The following is a 20,403-nucleotide window of genomic DNA, read 5'->3' on the forward strand; positions in this document are numbered from 1 at the left end:
CTAATCAAAAAGGTACAAGCATATATTGGAACGAGCGATAAGGAGGTTCTGATATATGCGCGTGTCAAATGTAACTGTTCGCAAACGATTGATTTTTGTATTGGTTTTTGGGCTGCTCATCTTTACAATCATAGATATTCGCCTTGGCTATGTGCAGTTCGCACTTGGAAATTTCTTGACGGACCGAGCGAAGGATTCTTGGAGCCGCAATATTCCCTTTCAGCCGGAACGAGGTAAAATTTTGGATCGAAACGATGTAGAGCTTGCTACAAATAAAAGTGCGCCATCTATCTTGGTCGTGCCAAGACAAATTCAAAATCCTGCTGAAACGGCAGAAAAGCTGGCTGCTGTTCTTGAGGTGCCGAAAGAACCTGTTTATAAGCACGTCACAGCTAAGGCATCTGTAGAGTGGTTAAAACCGGAAGGACGTAAAATTTCACATGAAAAAGCAAAAGAAATTCGGGCGCTCGGTTTAAAGGGTGTATATATTGCAGAAGATTCTGTTCGACATTATCCATTCGGTACTTATTTATCGCATGTACTTGGGTTTTCTGGAATTGATAATCAAGGATTGCTGGGACTTGAATTGTCTTATAATAAAGAGTTAACCGGTGATAAAGGGTATGTTCGTTTTTATGCAGATGCCAAAGGTAAACGCATGCCAAATGTTGGTGATGATTATCAGGCACCGCAAAGTGGTTTAGATTTAAGACTAACAATTGACTCACGTGTACAGACCATTATGGAGCGGGAATTGGATGTAGCACAGGCTACCTATAATCCGGATGGCATGATTGCCATTGCCATGAATCCAAATACAGGTGAGATTTTAGGAATGTCCAGCAGACCAAACTTTGATCCTGCAAACTATAAAAATGTTGCCCCTGAGGTATACAATCGTAACTTGCCGGTTTGGAGTACATACGAGCCTGGCTCGACTTTTAAAATTATTACCTTGGCTGCAGCGGTAAATGAAAACTTAATTAATCTTCATAAAGATACCTTTAATGACGATGGTGCTGCAGAGGTAGGCGGTGCTACATTACGCTGCTGGAAACGAAGTGGTCATGGTCATCAAACCTTTTTGGAAGTGGTACAAAATTCATGTAACCCTGGCTTTGTAAAAATGGGAGATTTGCTTGGGAAAGAAAAACTTTTTAAGTATATTCATGATTTTGGTTTCGGACAAAAAACGGGTATTGACTTACAAGGAGAAGGTAAGGGGATTTTATTCAACTTAAAGCGAGTCGGACCTGTCGAGCAGGCAACAACAGCTTTCGGACAAGGTGTTTCTGTAACGCCCATTCAGCAAGTAGCTGCTGTTGCAGCAGCTGTAAATGGCGGCACTCTATATCAGCCATATATCGCAAAGGAATTTATCGACCCGAAAACAAAGCAAATCATCAATCGAAAAACCCCTGTAGCAAAGCGCAAGGTTATTTCCGAGGAAACATCAAAGCAGGTTCGAGAAGCATTAGAGAACGTTGTTGCAAAGGGTTCAGGTAAAGGTGCGTATATCGATGGATATAGGGTTGGAGGGAAGACTGGAACGGCGCAGAAGGTAAAGGATGGACGCTATATGGAAGGAAACTATATCGTGTCTTTCATTGGCTTTGCACCTGCTGATGACCCACAGGTTGTTGTGTATGTGGCAGTCGACAATCCAAAAGGAACCCTCCAATTCGGTGGTGTCGTAGCTGCTCCTATCGTTGGGAATATGCTGCGTGATATCTTGCCGACTCTTGGTGTAGAACAGCGAAAAGGTGGTATTGAGAAGGAACTTACTTGGTTGGATACCCCAACAATTGAAGTACCGGACTTGGTAGGAATGAAAACAGAAGAATTGCAAGAACAGTTAGTTGATCTTAAGCTTGAAGCAAGTGGTAGCGGAGAAAAAATCATTGATCAATCTCCTAAGCCGGGGGTAAAAGTAAAACAAGGTTCTAAGATTCGCATCTACTTAGGAGATTAATGATATATGTTTTATGATAAACTATATAAGTGCAATCAGACAAATAAACTTTCTTGTCGGATGGCAGAGAAGAACGAGCGATTCTTATGCTTTATTTTCCTGTTATGTTGAAGCAGATTGCATTTATATAGTGTGAACATTACAGTTGTAAAAGATATAACAAAGCACGCGTCTTACTTTCGCATAGAGATGCATGTAATACAGTTCAAGAACAGAAAGGATATTATACAATGGAGTTGCATACACTTTTAGCATGCTTGCATGATTTTCCCGCATTACCTGCGGAAAACCCAGAAATAACATCCATTGAAATGGACTCCAGACAAGTAAAGGAGAACAGTTTATTTGTTTGTATTAGCGGCTTTACTGTAGATGGCCATGATTACGCACAGCAAGCAGTCGTCAAGGGGGCGGCTGCTATTGTGGCGGAACGACCGGTAGCAGTTGCTGTTCCGGTTATTCTTGTGAAAGATTCTACGCGAGCACTAGCAGCACTAGCAGATATGTTTTATGGACATCCAACACAGCATTTGCATCTAATCGGCATTACGGGAACAAACGGGAAAACAACCACATCTCATATTATCGATAGTATTTTACGAGAGCATGGACGTAAAACGGGGCTTATCGGCACGATTCATATGAAGGTTGAGGATGAAGTGATAGAGGTCAAGAATACTACCCCCGATGCCCTTACGTTACAAAAAACGTTTGGATATATGGTGAAGAAGGGTATTGATCATGCTGTTATGGAAGTTTCATCGCATGCTCTTCATCTAGGCCGTGTGCATGGCTGTGAATATGATGTAGCGGTATTTACCAACTTAACACAAGATCACTTAGATTATCATAAAACAATGGATGCCTATAAGCATGCCAAGGGCTTGTTATTTGCACAGCTTGGCAATAGCTATCGTCATCCCAAATACGCTGTTTTAAATGAAGATGATCCAGCTTCGGCAGACTATAAAGTCGCAACGCAAGCTACTATCCTTACATACGGTATTAATGCTGAAAGTGATATTATGGCAAAACACATTGAGATGACTAGTAGCGGCACGAAGTTTTTACTAGTTACGCCTCGTGAGTCTATGTTTGTTACGATGAAGTTAATCGGCATGTTCAATGTATATAATGTTCTTGCTGCTGTAGGCGCGACTCTTGCTTCGGGAGTTCCACTTGCAACAATTGTGCGTGCAATTGAAGCGATAAGTGGTGTATCAGGGCGTTTCGAGATTGTAGATGCAGGACAGTCGTATGCAGTTGTTGTGGATTATTCGCATACACCTGACAGCCTTGAAAATGCTCTTCGTACTGTTGCAGAGATTGCAACGGGGAAAATCTATTGCGTGGTTGGGTGCGGGGGAGACCGAGATCGTACTAAGCGACCACTCATGGCACAAATTGCTGTAGAATACGCGGACTGTGCTGTTTTTACTTCTGATAACCCGCGCAGTGAAGATCCACAAGCTATTTTAGATGAAATGACTACGGGTATAAATGATACAAAAAATTATGAAGTTATTGTAGATCGTCGCCAAGCAATTGAACATGCAGTAAAATCTGCAAGTGCCGGAGATGTAATCCTAATCGCTGGTAAAGGGCATGAGACGTATCAAATTATTGGAACAGAAGTATTTCACTTTGATGACCGTGCTGTTGCGCGCGAGGCAATTGAGAAATGCTCAGGTATGAGCAACTAGTGGAAGGAGATTTTATATGCTTGAGCAAGGCCTGTTTATTACAATCGGTTTAGCGTTTTTAATCGCGGTTGCTTTATCGCCCATTTTCATTCCGTTTCTACGTCGTTTGAAGTTTGGACAAAGCATCCGCGAAGAAGGACCGAAATCCCATCAAAAAAAGACTGGCACACCAACAATGGGTGGCATCGTTATCTTTTTATCACTCATGATTACAACTATATTAATGGTTGCCAAATTTGGTAAGTTAAACACAGAAACATATTTGTTATTATTTGTTACATTTGGATATGGCTTAATCGGATTTTTAGATGACTTTATCAAAGTTGTAATGAAACGTAATCTAGGGTTAACTTCTAAACAAAAGCTTGTCGGGCAAATCGCGATTGCTATTGTATTTTTCCTATTTTATAAGATGTACGGATTTGCCACTGATTTGCGAATACCAGGCACCGATATCAGCATAGAATTAAGCTGGGGCTATTTTATTTTCATATTATTTCTGCTTGTCGGTTCATCCAATGCAGTAAATCTGACGGATGGACTAGATGGATTGCTAGCTGGTACATCTGCAATTGCCTTTGGAGCATTTGCGATGTTGGCGTATTATCTGGGGCATTATGAAGTAGCTATCTTTTGTATGGCTGTAGTAGGTGCCGTTCTTGGATTTCTTGTGTTTAATGCGCATCCTGCAAAAGTGTTTATGGGAGATACAGGGTCTTTGGCTCTTGGAGGTGCGATTGCTGCTGTTGCCATTTTAACGAAGCTTGAGCTTCTTTTGGCTATTATTGGTGGTGTATTTGCACTAGAAACACTTTCGGTTATCATACAAGTTATTTCGTTTAAAACAACAGGCAAGCGTGTATTTAAAATGAGTCCGCTTCATCACCATTATGAATTGAGCGGCTGGTCTGAATGGCGAGTGGTTGTTACATTTTGGTTTGTCGGTTTATTATTTGCAATGTTAGGAATCTATATTGAGGTGTGGATGTAATTGAAAAAGATTAGTGGGTATAATGGGAAAAACGTATTGGTATTAGGGATAGCAAAAAGCGGATATGCGGCAGCAACGCTGTTACATAAGCTGGGCGCTCATGTAACAGTCAATGATTATAAGCCGTTTGAAGAAAATCCAATGGCACAGGAGTTAAATCGTTTAGGCATGGAGGTAGTGTGTGGTCATCATCCTCTTTCATTGCTTGACGGAACAGATTTAATTGTAAAAAATCCGGGTATTCCTTATACAAACGTCTTGCTGCAAGCAGCATTACAAAAGGATATTCCAATTATTACAGAAGTAGAATTAGCTTATGAAATTTCAGAAGCACCTTTTATCGCTATTACAGGTTCTAATGGAAAAACAACAACTACTACACTTATTTTTGAAATGCTGAGAGAAGGACAGAAAAAACCAATTATTGCCGGTAATATCGGTACAGTCGCTTGCGAGGTTACGCAAGAAGCAAAACCTGATGAGCATGTAGTCATTGAATTATCTTCATTTCAATTGATGGGAACTCGAGTTTTTCGTCCGAAAATTGCTTTGTTTTTAAATTTATTTGAAGCCCATTTAGATTATCATGGGACAAAAGAAGAGTATGGACGAGCAAAAGCAAATATTTTCAAAAATCAAAATGAAACAGATTATAGTGTAATTAATGCTGAGGACCCAGAAGTAATGAAGCTTGCAGCTTCTACCAAAGGGAAAAAAATATATTTTTCAACTAAGCAATCGTTGCCCGATGGCGCTTGCATACAAGATGGTCAACTCATCTTCCGTGGTGAGCCTATCATGTTTATTCAAGACATTGCACTTCCAGGTGAGCATAATTTAGAAAATATTTTAGCTGCAGTAAGTGCAGCGAAGCTTGCCGGTGTAAGTAACCCAGCCATTCAGCAAGTATTAAAAACCTTTACCGGTGTAAAGCATCGCTTGCAGTATGTAGCGACTGTGAACAATCGTAAATTTTATAATGATTCGAAAGCTACGAACATATTGGCCACACAAAAGGCTTTATCTGCTTTTGTACAGCCTGTTGTTTTGCTAGCTGGTGGATTAGATCGAGGCAATGAGTTTGACGAACTCGTTCCATATTTACAACATACCAAAGCGATGGTGCTATTCGGGCAAACGGCTGAGAAATTAGCTAAAGCAGCATATACTGCCGGTATAAAAGCGGTTAAAGTCGTCAATAATCTCGAACAAGCTGTACAGGAGGCATATAGGCTATCAGAAGAAGGAGATGTTGTTCTGTTGTCGCCTGCATGCGCGAGTTGGGATCAATTTAAGACTTTTGAAGACAGAGGAGACATGTTCATACAAGCCGTGCATAAGCTAGTATAAATGAGCGGTTGTGAGGTGTTGTGTATTGCCAACGAAAAAAGCCCCGGATTTCATTATTGTGGTGGCGACATTGCTTTTGTTGACGGTAGGTATGATTATGGTATACAGTGCCAGTGCCGTATGGGCGACGTATAAGTTTCACGATTCCTTTTTCTTTGTGAAACGTCAGTTGCTTTTTGCTGGCGTTGGAATTGTTGCAATGGGGTTTATTATGCGGATTGATTATTGGTTTTGGAGGCAACATGCGAAAACCATTTTGCTTATTTGTTTTGCTCTCTTAGTGCTTGTATTAATCCCTGGGGTAGGGATGGTACGTGGCGGTGCACGGAGCTGGATCGGTGTAGGTGCGTTCTCAATTCAGCCATCAGAGTTTATGAAGTTTGCTATGATTATCTTTTTGGCAAAATTTTTATCTGAACGGCAAAAGGTGATTACCACGTTTAAGCGCGGATTGGGGCCATCTTTAGGAATTGTGTTTATTGCATTTGGAATGATTATGTTGCAACCGGATTTAGGAACGGGAACTGTTATGGTTGGAACTTGTGTTGTGATGATTTTTGTAGCCGGCGCCAGAATGATGCATTTTGCTGTACTCGGTATGATAGGGGTGGGTGGGTTTGTAGCGTTGATCGCTTCAGCTCCTTATCGCATGAAGCGAATTACATCTTATTTAGACCCATGGTCTGACCCGCTTGGAAGCGGATTTCAAATCATTCAATCGTTATACGCAATTGGGCCTGGTGGTTTGTTCGGTCTTGGTCTTGGACAAAGCAGGCAAAAATTTTATTATTTACCTGAACCGCAAACGGACTTTATTTTTGCTATTTTAGCAGAAGAGCTTGGATTTATAGGAGGTTCGTTTTTATTGTTGCTGTTCAGCTTGTTATTATGGAGAGGGATTCGCGTTGCTTTAGGAGCCCCGGACCTGTACGGAACATTTTTAGCAGTTGGCATTGTAGCTATGATTGCTATACAAGTTATGATTAATATTGGTGTTGTTACTGGACTGATGCCGGTAACAGGTATTACTTTGCCGTTTTTAAGCTATGGCGGTTCGAGCTTGACATTAATGCTCATGGGTGTAGGTGTGCTTTTAAATATAAGCAGACATTCTCGTTATTAAGCCCTGCTTGCAAAGCAGGGCTCTTCTTAATAGAGCTACATTTGTAGTCATTGTAAAGTCTAATGTCAATCATGAGTTAAAGTAGCTATCTCTTCATCTAGGTAACAACATTGACAGTGAAGCCTAAACAAAGTATCTTAATTGCATTGACAATAATATCTGTTATAAATAAATCAACTTTTACAAGATGAGCATCTTGTTGTCGTATAAACACTAGGTGAATATCATGCATAGTATATTGAAGAACTCATATGGGGGAGAGCAACATGGAACAATTGGTAAAGGAATTGCATGAAAGAAATGTCGGGAAGATATTAGTAAATGAGCCTTTGGCGCGTCATACAACAATGAAGATTGGCGGACCTGCGGACATTATGGTTATTCCTAATAGTACAGAAGGTGTACTAAATACATTAGAGCTTGTAAAACAGCACGGTACAAAATGGACAGCAATTGGCCGTGGTTCTAACCTCCTTGTGTCTGATAAAGGAATTGAGGGTGTTGTTATTAAACTAGGAGAAGGTTTGGATCATCTAGAAGTAGAGGGGACGAAGGTAAGCGTAGAGGGGGGGTATCCCCTTATTAAATTGGCTACTCTACTAAGCCGTCAAGGGTTGGCTGGTTTAGAGTTTGCTGGCGGTATTCCCGGTAGTGTCGGAGGGGCTGTATATATGAACGCAGGGGCCCACAAATCGGATATGTCTGAGATTGTGACACGTGCACTGGTTATGTTTGAAAATGGAGATGTAGAATGGTTAAATAATAAGGAATTGGAGTTCTCTTATCGTACATCTGTCCTTCAAAAGAAGCGTCCTGGCATTGTGCTGAAAGCAGAGTTGCAGCTACAGGAAGGAAATCGTGATGAAGTGTTTGCGCGCATTCAACAAAACAAAGATTATCGTCGCGACACACAGCCGTGGAATTATCCATGTGCAGGAAGCATTTTCCGTAATCCTCTTCCGAACTATGCGGGCAATTTAGTGGAAAAAGCAGGATTAAAGGGATATAAAATTGGGGGAGCGCAGATTTCTCCTATGCACGGCAATTTTATTGTGAATACAGGAAATGCAACAGCGCAGGATGTGTTGGATTTAATTGCATTCATTCAGCGCGAGATTAAAGAAAAGTTTAATGTAGAAATGCATACAGAAGTTGAAATCATTGGAAGACAATAGGTTCATATGGGTAAAGATATGATATAATATAATAAAAAGAAAAGAACGGCATGTACCCACATGCCGTTCTTTATGTACATCGGTTAGGGGAGGACCCAGTATGGAAAATGGGAAAATAATTCAATTAGAAGACCGCGTTCCGAAGCTTAAGCTTCAAAAACGCAAAAAAAGCAATCGCCGACTGATTTTATACATATCAATTTTGTTTCTGCTGGTGCTATTTTTGATTTACTTTCGCTCCCCTTTTAGCAACATAGGTAGTATAACAGTCAAAGGAAACCACTATATGACGAAACAACAGGTATTAAAGACGGCAGGGATAACCCTACAATCCAGCTATTTTCGAGTAGTACCGGAACAGGTGGAAAAGAAGTTGAAGGAGAAAGCAGAAGTAAAGCATGTTGTTGTAAGCAAAATTTTACCTAATAAAATTGATATTCATATTACAGAATATAAAACAATTGGTTTTTTACAAACGGAAAAGGGACCTATTCCCCTTTTGGAAAACGGACAAACTATGCCTGCTGTAAAAAATAAAAAATTACCTGTGGCTGCTCCTCTTCTTGTAGACTTTTCAGAAAAAGAAAAATTAGTTCAGTTATCAGAAGAACTGAAGTTATTATCTGATAGTGTGTTTCGGTCAATATCAGAAATTAAATATACCCCTAAAGGGGCAGATGCCTTGCATGTTACGCTATATATGAATGAAGGCTATGAGGTCAGTGCGACGATACAAGACTTTGCAAAGCGCATGGAGGCATACCCGCTGATTTTGAAACAAGTCAAATCTGGCTCGAAAGCCCGCATTCATTTAGATGTAGCGGCTTATATCGAGTATATAAATGAAGGAGGAGCAACGCCGTGAAAATAAAAGGCTATTATGCCTTGCTGTCGCTTGTATGTCTTGTTCTTGGTTTTATGATTGCTTATTCTTACTCTCTTACCGCTAAGAGAGAACCACAGAAACAACGCGATAAGCAATGGGATCGTGAATATGAACTTCGTTCGAGTTTAATTAGGCAAGAAAAAGCGAACGCAACGCTTGAAAAAAAAGTGGTGAATCTACAGAAAAAAGTTCGAGCTGAGGAGCAAAAGCTAGGAGACCAACAGAAACAATTCTCTGATGCGGTAAAAGAAGTGGAAGAATTACGCATGTACTTAGGGAGAGTAAAAGTGAAAGGAGCCGGGATAGAACTTATCTTAGCAGACGCTACAAAAATACCCGGTGATAAAAATGTGAATAACTACCTTGTCCATGATGGCCATATTCAAATGGTATTGAATGAATTGTATGCATCAGGGGCAAATGCAATAGCCATTAATGGTCAGCGGTTGACAGCACATTCATTTGTTACCTGTATTGGTCCTGTAGTAAATGTGAATGGGACTGAACACCCGGCTCCTTTTATCATTACAGCACTGGGAAATAGTGATGTATTATCAAAAGCCCTTAATATAAAAGGTGGCGTAATAGATAGATTGCTACGCGATAATATTTCAGTAAAACTACAAACCAAATCTGACCTTACCTTTGAACGATATTATGAAAAATAGGGTTGGTGAAAAGAATGAATAGAAAAGTTGGTAGCTTTACACTCATCGCTTTTATCGTAGGGCTTATGTTAGCTGTTCAGTATAAGGCCATCCAACAACCGGATAAACAAGACACAAGAAGTGAATGGCAGCTCAAAGAGAGCCTAAAAACTGAGCAAGAGTTACAAGTAGAACTTTTAAAGGAAGTACGCCGGCAGGAAGAGAGATTATCTGCTTACGAAACAAAGATTGCTGGTAGTAAAGAGCAAGCGTTGCAACAGACTTTAGCTGATTTACGAGAGCAAGCTGGTTTAACAGATATAACAGGAGAAGGTATTGTGTTAGAGCTCAGACCCCTTTTTACAGAAGAGTCTGCCGTAGTTTCGCCGCAGTTGCTACAAAGATTAATCAATGAACTAAATACATACGGGGCAAGTGCAATACAAGTTGCGAATGAGCGCCTTGTTGTTACGAGTGCTGTGCGAGATGTAAACGGTAGGGTGTCAGTAAATAACACCCCACTTCCGTCCTTACCATTTGAAATTCGTGTAATTTCTGAAAACGGACAAAGGTTATATGACAGAATGAAGGTCTCATCTTCATTCGACCATTTTGCAATTGATAATATTGAAATGATTATGTCAAAACCTCCGGAAGTAACGGTGAAAAAATATGATCATACGATTCGAACAAATTTTATGAAAGCAGAAAGTGAGGAGAAGTAGGATGTGGCTGCCACTAATTGCTCTTATTATCGGTGCCGCGTTGGGACTTAGTTCTGACATCATCATTCCTGAGCAATATGCTAGTTATTTATCCATTGCTCTCTTAGCGGCGTTGGATACTCTTTTTGGCGGGATACGGGCACACTTGCAAAATATGTATGATGAAGGGGTTTTCATTTCAGGATTCTTTTTTAATATAATCTTGGCTGCAAGTTTAGCTTTTCTGGGAGTACATCTTGGTGTAGACTTATATTTAGCGGCAATCTTCGCTTTTGGAGTGAGATTGTTCCAAAACATCGCTGTAATTCGCAGGTTAGCTTTAGCGAAATGGATGGGAACTAAGTAAATATAAGAAAAATATTGTTGCAAAAAAAGGGAAATGTATGGCAACGTTGAATATTTTTCTTATAAATAGAAAGCGATAATTGTTGTTCAATAGATGTGTTCGTATGTTATAAATAAGAAGGAGGTGCCACAGTATGAACAGCAATGAAATGTATGTTAGTCTTGACATCGGTACGTCCCATGTTAAAGTTATCATTGGTGAGATGGTCAATGATACCTTAAACATTATAGGCGTTGGAAATGTAAAATCAAACGGTTTGAAAAAAGGCTCCATCGTTGACATAGATGAAACTGTACAGTCTATTAAAAAAGCAATTGAGCAAGCTGAGCGCATGGTAGGCATACCGATTGAGCGCGTTGTAGTGGGAGTAGGCGCCAATCAAGTTCAACTGCATTCTTGTCACGGAGTTGTCGCTGTATCGAGCGAAAATCGGGAGATTGGAAATGAAGATGTACAACGTGTACTTGAAGCTGCACAAGTTGTTTCCATTGCACCAGAGCGTGAAATCGTAGATGTCATTCCAAAACAATTTATTGTGGACGGTTTAGAAGAAATTAATGATCCGCGTGGTATGATTGGAGTACGCCTTGAGATGCAGGGCACTTTGGTAACGGGTACAAAAACAATGCTACATAATTTACTTCGCTGTGTAGAAAGAGCTGGATTAGAGATTTCTGATATTTGTTTGCAGCCTTTAGCTGCTGCAAACCTTGCCCTTTCTAAGGATGATAAAAGTATGGGAGCAGCGCTCATTGATATCGGCGGTGGCTCAACGACATTTGCTGTGTTTCAAGAAGGAGAACTAACAGCAGCCAGCGTGGTGCCTATAGGTGGCGACCATATTACAAAAGATATCGCAATTGTTTTAAAAACGTCTACTGAAAATGCAGAGCAAATTAAGTTAAAACATGGACATGCTTATTACGATACAGCTTCTGAAGAAGAAGTGTTTACTGTGATTGGTATGCACGAGCAGCGTGAACAGCATTCACAGGTGGAATTAGCTGATATTATTGAGGCACGTCTTGAAGAAATATTACTATTAGTGAGACAAGAGCTATATCGTCTAGGTATCAAGCACTTGTCGAACGGCTACATTATCACAGGCGGTGTTGCTTCTTTGCCAGGAATTGTTGATTTGGCGCAAGAGGTTCTTGAAAACAATGTTCGTGTTGCAACTCCTGATCATATTGGAGTACGTGAACCACAGTATACAACAGGTGTCGGTTTAATTAGAAGCGCACATCAAAAAGCAAAGCTACGCGGAAAAGTACAGGAGATTCCAGAGGCTTTTGAAAGACGTTCACCGGTTCCTGTTCCGCAACCCAAGGCTAAGCCAAAACCTCGCGAAGAAGAACGGATGGTTTCTAAGGTTAAGAAAGTCTTCCGCTATCTGTGGGATTAAAGATTGAATGAAAAATGAGGTTCTAGGGGGATTTTAATTATGTTAGATTTTGATATTACTCATGACCAATTAGCTAACATCAAAGTAATAGGTGTAGGCGGTGGCGGCAACAACGCTGTAAATCGAATGATTGAGCACGGTGTGCAAGGTGTTGATTTTATTGCAGTGAATACGGACGCACAAGCTCTGAATTTATCTAAAGCAGAAATTAAAATGCAAATTGGTGGAAAGCTTACACGAGGTCTTGGTGCCGGTGCAAATCCAGAGGTAGGAAAAAAAGCAGCTGAAGAAAGCAGAGAGCAAATTCAAGAAGCTTTGCGCGGAGCTGATATGGTATTTGTAACAGCCGGTATGGGCGGAGGCACAGGTACAGGAGCGGCTCCTGTTATTGCACAAATCGCAAAAGAGCTTGGTGCTTTGACTGTAGGTGTTGTAACACGTCCGTTCACATTCGAAGGGCGTAAGCGTGCTAATCAGGCGCAATCAGGTATTACAGCATTTAAAGAAAATGTGGATACTTTAATCGTAATTCCAAATGACAGATTGCTTGAAATTGTAGATAAAAATACACCTATGTTAGAAGCTTTCCGTGAAGCTGATAATGTACTGCGCCAAGGTGTACAAGGCATTTCTGACTTAATTGCAGTACCAGGACTTATCAACCTTGATTTTGCGGACGTAAAAACAATCATGTCTAATCGCGGTTCTGCTTTAATGGGAATTGGTATTGGAACTGGAGAAAATCGTGCTGCTGAGGCTGCAAAACGTGCAATATCCAGCCCGCTATTAGAAACATCTATTGACGGGGCACAAGGTGTATTAATGAATATTACCGGTGGTGCTAACTTAAGCTTGTACGAAGTGCAAGAAGCTGCGGACATTGTCGCGTCTGCATCTGATTTAGAAGTGAACATGATCTTTGGTTCTGTTATTAATGAGAGCTTAAAAGATGAGATTGTTGTTACCGTAATTGCAACTGGATTTGATGACAGTGTGACGGTACAACCTCCAAAACCGCTTGTAAGACCAACGGTTGCAGCTACAGCACAAGCTGTACCACAACCCAAACCACGCGAGGTAAAACGTGAGGAGCCTGTAGTAGATCGTAATCCACAAGTAGAAGATATTGATATTCCGGCTTTCTTGCGCAATCGTCGCAGAAGATAAAGAAAAACGGGTCCATTAGGGCTCGTTTTTTTCTTTTTCTACCTTTCTGACATAATCTCCTTCAAAATAGCAAAATAACAAAAAACTTATAACACAAATTGACAGACTTTCCTATGGCTTGTGTTTTATACTAGTTTCAACCGACACCGAAAAGAGGTGAACGTTTGATTATATACGCGGATATTATCTGGGTATTAAACGTATGTATTGATTTTCTTCTATTGTTTCTTACATCTATTATTCTAAAGCGCAAGGTGAAAAAAAGGCGTCTGCTTTGCGGAGCACTGTTGGCTTCTACTATTGTGATTTTTGCTTTTACTCCATTTGCTACTATGATGACACATCCATTTACCAAGCTTTTATACTCCATATGTATTATTTATGTCACCTTTGGTTTTACACGTATTCGAACTTTTTTCCAAACGTTATTGATGTTTTATTTTGCTACATTTATGGTAGGAGGCGGGTTGTTGGGAATGCACTTTTTTGTGCAAACATCAGCTTTGCGAGACATTACATCCATTCAAACGTCATCTTTTGGTGACCCTGTAAGCTGGTTATTTGTTGTGGTTGGTTTTCCGATTATGTATTACTTTTCAAAAGCCAGATTGGAAGAGATGGAGATGACCAAGATTAGATACGACCAAATCATTCAGGTTGAAATTGAGATTGGTAATGAACGTGTTGTCTGCAGTGGATTAATTGATAGTGGCAATCAATTGTATGATCCTCTAACCAAAACACCAGTAATGATTGTTGAAGTACAAAAAATGGGGGATTTATTTCCCGATTGGTTAAAAGAGCAAGCAAAACATGCAACGTTGTTCACGGAGACGAGGCATTATGATGAAAGTTGGCTGAACCGTATCCGAATCATTCCCTACCGAGCAATTGGGCAAAATCACCAATTTTTATTAGCCGTAAAGCCTGACTGTGTGCGCTTGTATGCTGAGCAAAGAGAGATTGCAGTTCATCACGTGCTAATTGGACTTAGTCATACAACATTATCTTCAGATGAAGAGTATACATGCATTGTTCATCCTAAAATGTTGTTATCCACTACGGCTTAAACGGGTTTTATGAGATACGTGATGACGAAGGAGGAGAAAGAATGGGAAAACTGAAGCTGTATTTTACATATCTATTGTATAAAGTATTAAGAAAACTAGGAATTAAGACCGATGAAATTTATTATATCGGAGGAAGTGAAGCATTGCCACCGCCCCTTACGAAGGAAGAAGAGGAAATGCTATTAAACAAGCTTCCTAATGGTGATGAAACAGCTCGTGCTTTATTAATTGAGCGTAATTTACGCTTAGTGGTGTATATTGCTCGTAAGTTTGAAAACACGGGTATTAACATTGAAGATCTAATTAGCATTGGAACGATTGGTTTAATTAAGGCTGTTAATACGTTTAATCCAGAGAAAAAGATTAAATTGGCTACATACGCCTCTAGGTGTATTGAAAATGAAATTTTAATGCATTTGCGCCGTAATAATAAGAATCGTTCTGAGGTATCGTTTGATGAACCGCTCAATATTGATTGGGACGGCAATGAGTTATTGTTATCCGATGTCCTTGGAACAGAAGAAGACATTATTACAAAAGATTTAGAGGCAAATGTAAATCGACATTTGCTAGTTAAGGCGCTTCATCAGCTTAATGATCGTGAAAAGCAAATTATGGAGTTACGCTTTGGACTTGACGGCAATGAAGAAAAAACACAGAAGGATGTTGCCGATATGCTAGGGATATCACAGTCCTATATTTCTAGACTTGAGAAACGCATTATTAAGCGCCTTCGTAAAGAGTTTAATAAGATGGTGTGACAAGTTTGTGCATAAAATTCCCTCCACAGGAGATACTTTACACTGTACAGCAACTCCCAGTAGGAGGGAAGACATTGACACGAAACAAGGTAGAAATTTGTGGTGTAGACACATCAAAACTTCCAGTACTGAAAAACGATGAAATGCGAAAACTGTTTCAAGAAATGCAATCCGGTGAAACAAGCGCGAGAGAAAAACTTGTAAATGGAAACCTAAGGCTTGTTTTAAGCGTTATTCAACGATTCAACAATAGAGGGGAATTTGTTGATGATTTGTTTCAGGTCGGATGCATCGGATTAATGAAATCCATTGATAATTTTGATCTAAGCCAAAATGTTAAATTTTCAACATATGCTGTACCGATGATTATTGGAGAGATTCGCAGATATTTACGGGATAACAACCCAATTCGTGTATCTCGCTCTTTGCGAGACATTGCATACAAGGCGTTGCAAGTAAGAGAGAAATTAATTGCTGAACATTCAAAAGAACCGACAGCAGCTGATATTGCCAAGGTACTCGGTGTAACCCATGAAGAGATTGTCTTTGCTCTCGATGCAATTCAAGATCCAGTATCATTGTTTGAACCCATTTACAATGATGGCGGCGACCCTATTTTTGTTATGGATCAATTAAGTGACGATAGACAGCGAGATGAGCAGTGGGTGGAAGAATTAGCGTTGAAAGAAGGAATGAAGCGACTGAATGATCGAGAAAAGATGATTATTCGCAAGCGATTCTTTCAAGGTAAAACACAGATGGAAGTGGCTGAGGAGATTGGAATTTCTCAGGCGCAGGTTTCGAGGCTGGAAAAGTCTGCAATCAAGCAAATGAATAAAACGATTCAAGGATGAAAACCTTACCCTCTCGGTAAGGTTTTCTTATTTCATAGGGCATGAATACAAGACATATAATATGATATGGATGTAGCGTGACAAATTTATTTTTAATATGTTTATTAAAATGGTTGCTTTCTTTTGTGTTCTGTATTACCTGCGTTATTGAGACCTATAAAAAGGAGTCGATATGATGATTCGTATTTCAGAGTTTCAAGTTAAAGACGTTGTAAATGTGGCAGATGGGAGAAGGCTAGGTCATATAGGTGACATTGATATTGATGTTGCGACTGGAAAGATTCAGGCTGTTATCATTATGAAGCAAGGACGTATGCTAGGATTATTTGGGAAAGAGGAAGAACTTGTCGTTCCGTGGAAGCAAATTGTGAAAATTGGGGAAGATGTTATCTTAGTTCGGGTGCAGCAAACGGAATTTTCACAGGAAGAAATACAAACTACGACATTTTCATAAAAAATATTACAATTTCTTTTAACTTTTGTATTGCCATCATGAAAAAATAAAAGTATGGTAAAATAGACAAGAAGTACCACAACGTTTGAGGTGAGCTGTAATATGAATCAAGATCCTTTTCAGTATAAAGATGGTGTTTTGTATGTATCTGAGTGGGAAGCCGTTACAGCAGGGTTTACAACGAGAGAGCAAGGAGTTAGCACTACTCCATATGCCTCTCTTAACTTAGGACTACATGTTGAAGATCGACAAGAAGACGTGCATGAAAATCGCCGTCTTCTTGCACACAAACTGCACTTTCCGATGCATACATGGATTTGTTCTGAACAAACGCATGCAAATGTTGTGCAAAAGGTTACAAAACAGGATTGCGGCAAGGGGATATATGAATACAAAGACGGTATTGCCGGTACAGATGGAATATATACGAACGAGCCGGATGTTCTTTTGACGTCTTGTTACGCAGATTGTGTGCCGCTTTATTTTTACTCTCCTTCTTATCATTTAATTGGTTTGGCGCATGCTGGATGGAAGGGAACTGTAACGGAGATTGCGTGTAACATGATTCATAAGTGGACACAAGAAGAAGGCGTTCCACTGACTGACATTCATGTTGCCATCGGTCCGTCCATTGGTGATTGCTGCTATGTTGTAGATAATCGCGTAATGGATGCAGTGAAAAAAGTGGTAACCTATAAGCCAAAGCAAGTGGAGAATGGACAGTACCAAATAGATTTAAAAACAATTAATAGATTACTTTGCTTAAAGTGTGGTATACCTGAAGAAAATATTATCATTTCGTCTTATTGTACAAGTTGTGAGGAGAAATTGTTTTTTTCACATCGACGCGATCAAGGAAAGACAGGAAGAATGATGAGCTTTATTGGATTTAGGGAGGGAATTTCCAGTTGACGGTTTTAACGAATCTGGCGTATGTAAAACAAGAATTAGAACAAACATGCTCTCGTATTGGAAGACAAGCGCAAGAAGTGACATTAATTGCTGTAACGAAAAGCGTGACAACGGAAAAAGCGCTGGAGGTGTTAGACGCTGGTTTGCTTCACCTGGGTGAAAATCGAAATGAAGGCTTGCTAGCAAAATATGAAGAAATTGGATCGAGAGCAATTTGGCATTTTATTGGCTCGCTACAAACCCGTAAGGTAAAAGACATTATTAACATTGTTGACTATATTCATTCGCTTGACAGACTTTCACTGGCGGCTGAAATTCAAAAGCGTGCAACAAAAAGGATACGATGTTTTGTACAAGTAAAGACTTCGGCCGAAGAAGCTAAGCAAGGGATTTCTCCAAGTGAAGCGCTTGATTTTATCAAACAGCTTGCGATATACGATAAAATTGAGGTGGTTGGACTTATGACAATGGCGCCTTATACGGAGAATACAAGTGAAATTCGCCATTGCTTCAGGCAATTAAAAGAATTGCAATTACAGGTGCAAGCTCAAGAGTTACCTCATGCGCCGTGCCATGAGCTATCAATGGGGATGTCAAACGATTTTTCCATAGCTGTGGAAGAGGGGGCAACGTTTATTCGCTTAGGAACTATTTTAGTGAAGTAGGGAGGAGACAGGTATGAGTTGGTCAAAGGTGAAATATTTTTTCTTTGACACACCAGAAGAAAGACAGCAGATGGATTATGGAATGGAGATGGAAGAAAAAATGGATGAAGAAATTCCGTTTACGAAAACGTTGCAAAAACAAAATGTAATTAGTATTGATAAAGGAAAAAGTGGTGCAAAAGTTGTGTTATTAGAGCCGCGTACATATTCTGAGGCTCAAGGTGTAGCTGATCATTTAAAAAGCAAACGCGCTGTTGTAATTAATTTGCAACGTATGCCCACAGACCAAGCACTTCGCATTGTTGATTTCTTAAGTGGCACTGTATATGCTATTGGCGGAGATATTCAAAAGCTAGGTATTAAAACATTCATCTGCACACCTGAAAATGTGGATATTGTCGGTGCAATATCAGAACTGCTTGGTGATGAAGAACATTCTAATATAAAAAGGTGGTAAGGTTAGATGGGATTGCTTTCGTCTGTACTTCTCACGATATTTCAAGTGTATTACTACGCACTAATCGTGTACATTTTACTTTCTTGGCTACCGGGCGCACGTGATTCAGCGTTTGGACATTTTTTAGCTCGTATTTGTGAGCCATATCTAGAGCCGTTTCGTCGCTTTATTCCACCGCTTGGTGTAATTGATATCTCTCCTATTGTTGCTATCATTGTACTTGGTTTTGCTCGAGAAGGCCTTGGACGATTGTTGGACATGATTTCGTAGGGAATAAGAGATGAGTATTTATGATCATTTCCGACCGGAGGAAGCGGTATTTGTTGATCGTGTCATAGAATGGAGAAATAATGCAGAGCAGTACTATAAAATGAAATTAACCGATTTTTTAGATCCGCGTGAGCAGCAAATTATCAACGCCTTAATGCCGGACAAAGCAGTCCGGTTTTACGGCGGTGCAGATGGAACAGAGAGAAGGCGAGCACTCATATTGCCGCCGTATTACGAGCCAAACGTAGCAGATTTTCAAATAGAGGCGTTGCGTATCCAATATGCGGCTAAATTTTTCTCCATTGAGCATCGTCAAATGCTTGGGGCACTAATGTCACTTGGACTGAAGCGGGAAAAGTACGGTGATATCTTTATCGGCAAAGATGAAGTATATTTATTTGTTGCTAAAGAGATTGCAGATTATATTATAATGAATTTGCAATCTGTTGGAAAAGCGAAGATTGGTGTTTCATTTGCGGAAGGGCAGCGCATTATTTTACCTGCAGAGGAATGGACAGAAAAAAGCGGCACCGTTTCGTCGTTACGTGTTGATGCTCTTCTTGCTGAAATGTTTAACATATCTCGTCAAAAGACGCAGCTATTAATTAAAGGCGGTCTCGTAAAAGTAAACTGGAAGGTGGTAGAACAACCATCATACGAATGCTTTAGTGGTGACGTTTTGTCAGCAAGAGGACATGGGAGAGCGAAAATTTTATCGATTGATGGCAAATCAAAGCGAGATAAATGGAAAATTATGTACGGTTTATTAAAATAACCAAGGAATAAGCAGGAGTACGGCTGATTTTGTCGAAGTATACAGTAACTTATATAAAACAAACAACTGGAGGTGGCGTCTGTGCCTTTGACACCATTGGATATTCATAATAAAGAATTTAGTCGTGGTTTTCGCGGCTATGATGAAGATGAAGTAAACGAGTTTTTAGATCAAGTAATTAAGGATTATGAATTGGCTCTTCGCGAGAAAAAAGCGCTAGAGGAGCAAGTGGCGGAACTTGAACAAAAGTTAGGTCATTTCTCTAGTATTGAAGCCACTCTTAATAAATCCATTGTAATTGCACAAGAAGCGGCAGAAGAAGTTAAACGCAATGCACAAAAAGAAGCGAAGTTAATTGTAAGAGAAGCAGAAAAAAATGCCGATCGTATCATTAATGAAGCATTAATGAAATCTCGTAAAGTTTCATTTGATATTGAGGAATTAAAAAAGCAGTCCAAGGTATTTCGTAGTCGCTTCCGCATGCTGTTAGAAGCACAGCTTGATATGCTGAGTAATGATGATTGGGACAAGCTTCTTGAACTTGAGGATGAAACAGCGTTTTTAAAACAAGAGGAGACATTGTAAGCTTGACGTTTTCATCAGAATTACATATAATTCAATAACAAATATGTTTTGATAAAAACGAGGATAGGGACGAGTACTTCTTTTAACCTTATAAAGCGAATCGAGGATAG

Annotated in this window: 22 protein-coding genes and 1 other annotated feature (1 of these 23 only partly in view); all 22 genes read left to right on the plus strand. The window is 39.9% G+C overall.

Annotation, left to right across the window (positions count from 1 at the left end; all coding sequences use genetic code 11):
• The first annotated feature begins 55 nt into the window (after window positions 1-55).
• The 22 genes from EEJ45_RS04360 (at window position 56) to EEJ45_RS04465 (ending at window position 20,293) form a co-directional block, all read left to right on the plus strand.
• A complete protein-coding gene (locus EEJ45_RS04360; RefSeq protein ID WP_124563578.1) occupies window positions 56-1,972 on the plus strand; it encodes a stage V sporulation protein D in 1,917 nt (638 codons plus the stop codon).
• 230 nt (window positions 1,973-2,202) lie between these two features.
• The gene (locus EEJ45_RS04365) at window positions 2,203-3,675 is read left to right on the plus strand and encodes a UDP-N-acetylmuramoyl-L-alanyl-D-glutamate--2,6-diaminopimelate ligase (protein ID WP_124563579.1); all 1,473 of its coding nucleotides are present in this window, start codon (window positions 2,203-2,205) and stop codon (window positions 3,673-3,675) included.
• Window positions 3,676-3,691: 16 nt separating this feature from the next.
• Entirely contained in the window at window positions 3,692-4,666 is a 975-nt protein-coding gene (gene mraY / locus EEJ45_RS04370; RefSeq protein ID WP_124563580.1) for a phospho-N-acetylmuramoyl-pentapeptide-transferase, read from the plus strand.
• Entirely contained in the window at window positions 4,667-6,016 is a 1,350-nt protein-coding gene (murD, locus tag EEJ45_RS04375) for a UDP-N-acetylmuramoyl-L-alanine--D-glutamate ligase (protein ID WP_124563581.1), read from the plus strand.
• 25 nt (window positions 6,017-6,041) lie between these two features.
• On the plus strand, window positions 6,042-7,139 hold the full coding sequence (gene spoVE, locus EEJ45_RS04380) for a stage V sporulation protein E (RefSeq protein ID WP_124563582.1): 1,098 nt from the start codon (window positions 6,042-6,044) through the stop codon (window positions 7,137-7,139).
• A 266-nt stretch (window positions 7,140-7,405) separates the two neighbouring features.
• Entirely contained in the window at window positions 7,406-8,314 is a 909-nt protein-coding gene (gene murB, locus EEJ45_RS04385) for a UDP-N-acetylmuramate dehydrogenase (RefSeq protein ID WP_124563583.1), read from the plus strand.
• 100 nt (window positions 8,315-8,414) lie between these two features.
• Complete coding sequence (locus tag EEJ45_RS04390) at window positions 8,415-9,179, plus strand: cell division protein FtsQ/DivIB (protein WP_124563584.1); 765 nt, start codon at window positions 8,415-8,417, stop codon at window positions 9,177-9,179.
• Window positions 9,176-9,868, plus strand: coding sequence for a DUF881 domain-containing protein (locus tag EEJ45_RS04395; RefSeq protein WP_245999822.1), 693 nt, complete (start codon window positions 9,176-9,178; stop codon window positions 9,866-9,868). The genes EEJ45_RS04390 and EEJ45_RS04395 overlap by 4 nt, the downstream gene beginning before the upstream one ends.
• A gap of 14 nt (window positions 9,869-9,882) precedes the next feature.
• On the plus strand, window positions 9,883-10,572 hold the full coding sequence (locus EEJ45_RS04400) for a DUF881 domain-containing protein (protein ID WP_124563585.1): 690 nt from the start codon (window positions 9,883-9,885) through the stop codon (window positions 10,570-10,572).
• A 1-nt stretch (window position 10,573) separates the two neighbouring features.
• The gene (locus tag EEJ45_RS04405) at window positions 10,574-10,918 is read left to right on the plus strand and encodes a small basic family protein (RefSeq protein ID WP_124563586.1); all 345 of its coding nucleotides are present in this window, start codon (window positions 10,574-10,576) and stop codon (window positions 10,916-10,918) included.
• A gap of 133 nt (window positions 10,919-11,051) precedes the next feature.
• Window positions 11,052-12,323: a cell division protein FtsA gene (ftsA, locus tag EEJ45_RS04410; protein ID WP_124563587.1), complete on the plus strand. Its 1,272-nt coding sequence runs from the start codon at window positions 11,052-11,054 to the stop codon at window positions 12,321-12,323.
• Between the two features lie 39 nt (window positions 12,324-12,362).
• Window positions 12,363-13,490, plus strand: coding sequence for a cell division protein FtsZ (ftsZ, locus tag EEJ45_RS04415; RefSeq protein ID WP_124563588.1), 1,128 nt, complete (start codon window positions 12,363-12,365; stop codon window positions 13,488-13,490).
• A gap of 164 nt (window positions 13,491-13,654) precedes the next feature.
• Entirely contained in the window at window positions 13,655-14,560 is a 906-nt protein-coding gene (gene spoIIGA, locus EEJ45_RS04420) for a sigma-E processing peptidase SpoIIGA (RefSeq protein ID WP_124563589.1), read from the plus strand.
• Between the two features lie 41 nt (window positions 14,561-14,601).
• Window positions 14,602-15,321, plus strand: coding sequence for an RNA polymerase sporulation sigma factor SigE (gene sigE, locus EEJ45_RS04425; protein WP_124563590.1), 720 nt, complete (start codon window positions 14,602-14,604; stop codon window positions 15,319-15,321).
• A gap of 74 nt (window positions 15,322-15,395) precedes the next feature.
• Entirely contained in the window at window positions 15,396-16,175 is a 780-nt protein-coding gene (sigG, locus tag EEJ45_RS04430; protein ID WP_124563591.1) for an RNA polymerase sporulation sigma factor SigG, read from the plus strand.
• Between the two features lie 175 nt (window positions 16,176-16,350).
• Window positions 16,351-16,629 carry a YlmC/YmxH family sporulation protein gene (locus EEJ45_RS04435; protein WP_124563807.1) on the plus strand — a complete coding sequence of 93 codons (279 nt, stop codon included), beginning with the start codon at window positions 16,351-16,353 and terminating at the stop codon, window positions 16,627-16,629.
• Between the two features lie 102 nt (window positions 16,630-16,731).
• Complete coding sequence (gene pgeF / locus EEJ45_RS04440; RefSeq protein ID WP_124563592.1) at window positions 16,732-17,541, plus strand: peptidoglycan editing factor PgeF; 810 nt, start codon at window positions 16,732-16,734, stop codon at window positions 17,539-17,541.
• Window positions 17,538-18,206: a YggS family pyridoxal phosphate-dependent enzyme gene (locus tag EEJ45_RS04445; RefSeq protein ID WP_124563593.1), complete on the plus strand. Its 669-nt coding sequence runs from the start codon at window positions 17,538-17,540 to the stop codon at window positions 18,204-18,206. The genes pgeF and EEJ45_RS04445 overlap by 4 nt, the downstream gene beginning before the upstream one ends.
• A 70-nt stretch (window positions 18,207-18,276) precedes the next feature.
• Window positions 18,277-18,663 (plus strand): cell division protein SepF, encoded by a 387-nt coding sequence (locus EEJ45_RS04450; protein WP_380018144.1) that lies wholly within the window; start codon window positions 18,277-18,279, stop codon window positions 18,661-18,663.
• Window positions 18,664-18,669: 6 nt separating this feature from the next.
• Window positions 18,670-18,933, plus strand: a complete 264-nt coding sequence (locus tag EEJ45_RS04455) for a YggT family protein (RefSeq protein WP_124563595.1) — start codon at window positions 18,670-18,672, stop codon at window positions 18,931-18,933.
• 10 nt (window positions 18,934-18,943) lie between these two features.
• A complete protein-coding gene (locus EEJ45_RS04460) occupies window positions 18,944-19,708 on the plus strand; it encodes a YlmH family RNA-binding protein (protein WP_124563596.1) in 765 nt (254 codons plus the stop codon).
• A gap of 81 nt (window positions 19,709-19,789) precedes the next feature.
• A complete protein-coding gene (locus EEJ45_RS04465) occupies window positions 19,790-20,293 on the plus strand; it encodes a DivIVA domain-containing protein (RefSeq protein WP_124563597.1) in 504 nt (167 codons plus the stop codon).
• Window positions 20,294-20,344: 51 nt separating this feature from the next.
• Window positions 20,345-20,403: a binding site (T-box leader), on the plus strand (it continues 152 nt past the right edge of the window).

The sequence above is a fragment of the Ectobacillus antri genome (assembly GCF_003852715.1).
Classification (GTDB): Bacteria; Bacillota; Bacilli; order Bacillales; family Bacillaceae_G; genus Ectobacillus; species Ectobacillus antri.

Bases quoted from the DNA above. Each gene is read 5' to 3' on its own strand.
- EEJ45_RS04365 (WP_124563579.1), top strand. From the start codon at position 2,203: ATGGAGTTGCATACACTTTTAGCATGCTTGCATGATTTTCCCGCATTA.
- murB (WP_124563583.1), top strand. From the start codon at position 7,406: ATGGAACAATTGGTAAAGGAATTGCATGAAAGAAATGTCGGGAAGATA.
- EEJ45_RS04455 (WP_124563595.1), top strand. From the start codon at position 18,670: ATGGGATTGCTTTCGTCTGTACTTCTCACGATATTTCAAGTGTATTAC.
- ftsZ (WP_124563588.1), top strand. From the start codon at position 12,363: ATGTTAGATTTTGATATTACTCATGACCAATTAGCTAACATCAAAGTA.
- EEJ45_RS04405 (WP_124563586.1), top strand. From the start codon at position 10,574: ATGTGGCTGCCACTAATTGCTCTTATTATCGGTGCCGCGTTGGGACTT.
- mraY (WP_124563580.1), top strand. From the start codon at position 3,692: ATGCTTGAGCAAGGCCTGTTTATTACAATCGGTTTAGCGTTTTTAATC.
- EEJ45_RS04390 (WP_124563584.1), top strand. From the start codon at position 8,415: ATGGAAAATGGGAAAATAATTCAATTAGAAGACCGCGTTCCGAAGCTT.
- pgeF (WP_124563592.1), top strand. From the start codon at position 16,732: ATGAATCAAGATCCTTTTCAGTATAAAGATGGTGTTTTGTATGTATCT.
- EEJ45_RS04460 (WP_124563596.1), top strand. From the start codon at position 18,944: ATGAGTATTTATGATCATTTCCGACCGGAGGAAGCGGTATTTGTTGAT.
- ftsA (WP_124563587.1), top strand. From the start codon at position 11,052: ATGAACAGCAATGAAATGTATGTTAGTCTTGACATCGGTACGTCCCAT.
- EEJ45_RS04400 (WP_124563585.1), top strand. From the start codon at position 9,883: ATGAATAGAAAAGTTGGTAGCTTTACACTCATCGCTTTTATCGTAGGG.
- sigE (WP_124563590.1), top strand. From the start codon at position 14,602: ATGGGAAAACTGAAGCTGTATTTTACATATCTATTGTATAAAGTATTA.
- EEJ45_RS04360 (WP_124563578.1), top strand. From the start codon at position 56: ATGCGCGTGTCAAATGTAACTGTTCGCAAACGATTGATTTTTGTATTG.
- EEJ45_RS04450 (WP_380018144.1), top strand. From the start codon at position 18,277: ATGGATTATGGAATGGAGATGGAAGAAAAAATGGATGAAGAAATTCCG.
- EEJ45_RS04435 (WP_124563807.1), top strand. From the start codon at position 16,351: ATGATTCGTATTTCAGAGTTTCAAGTTAAAGACGTTGTAAATGTGGCA.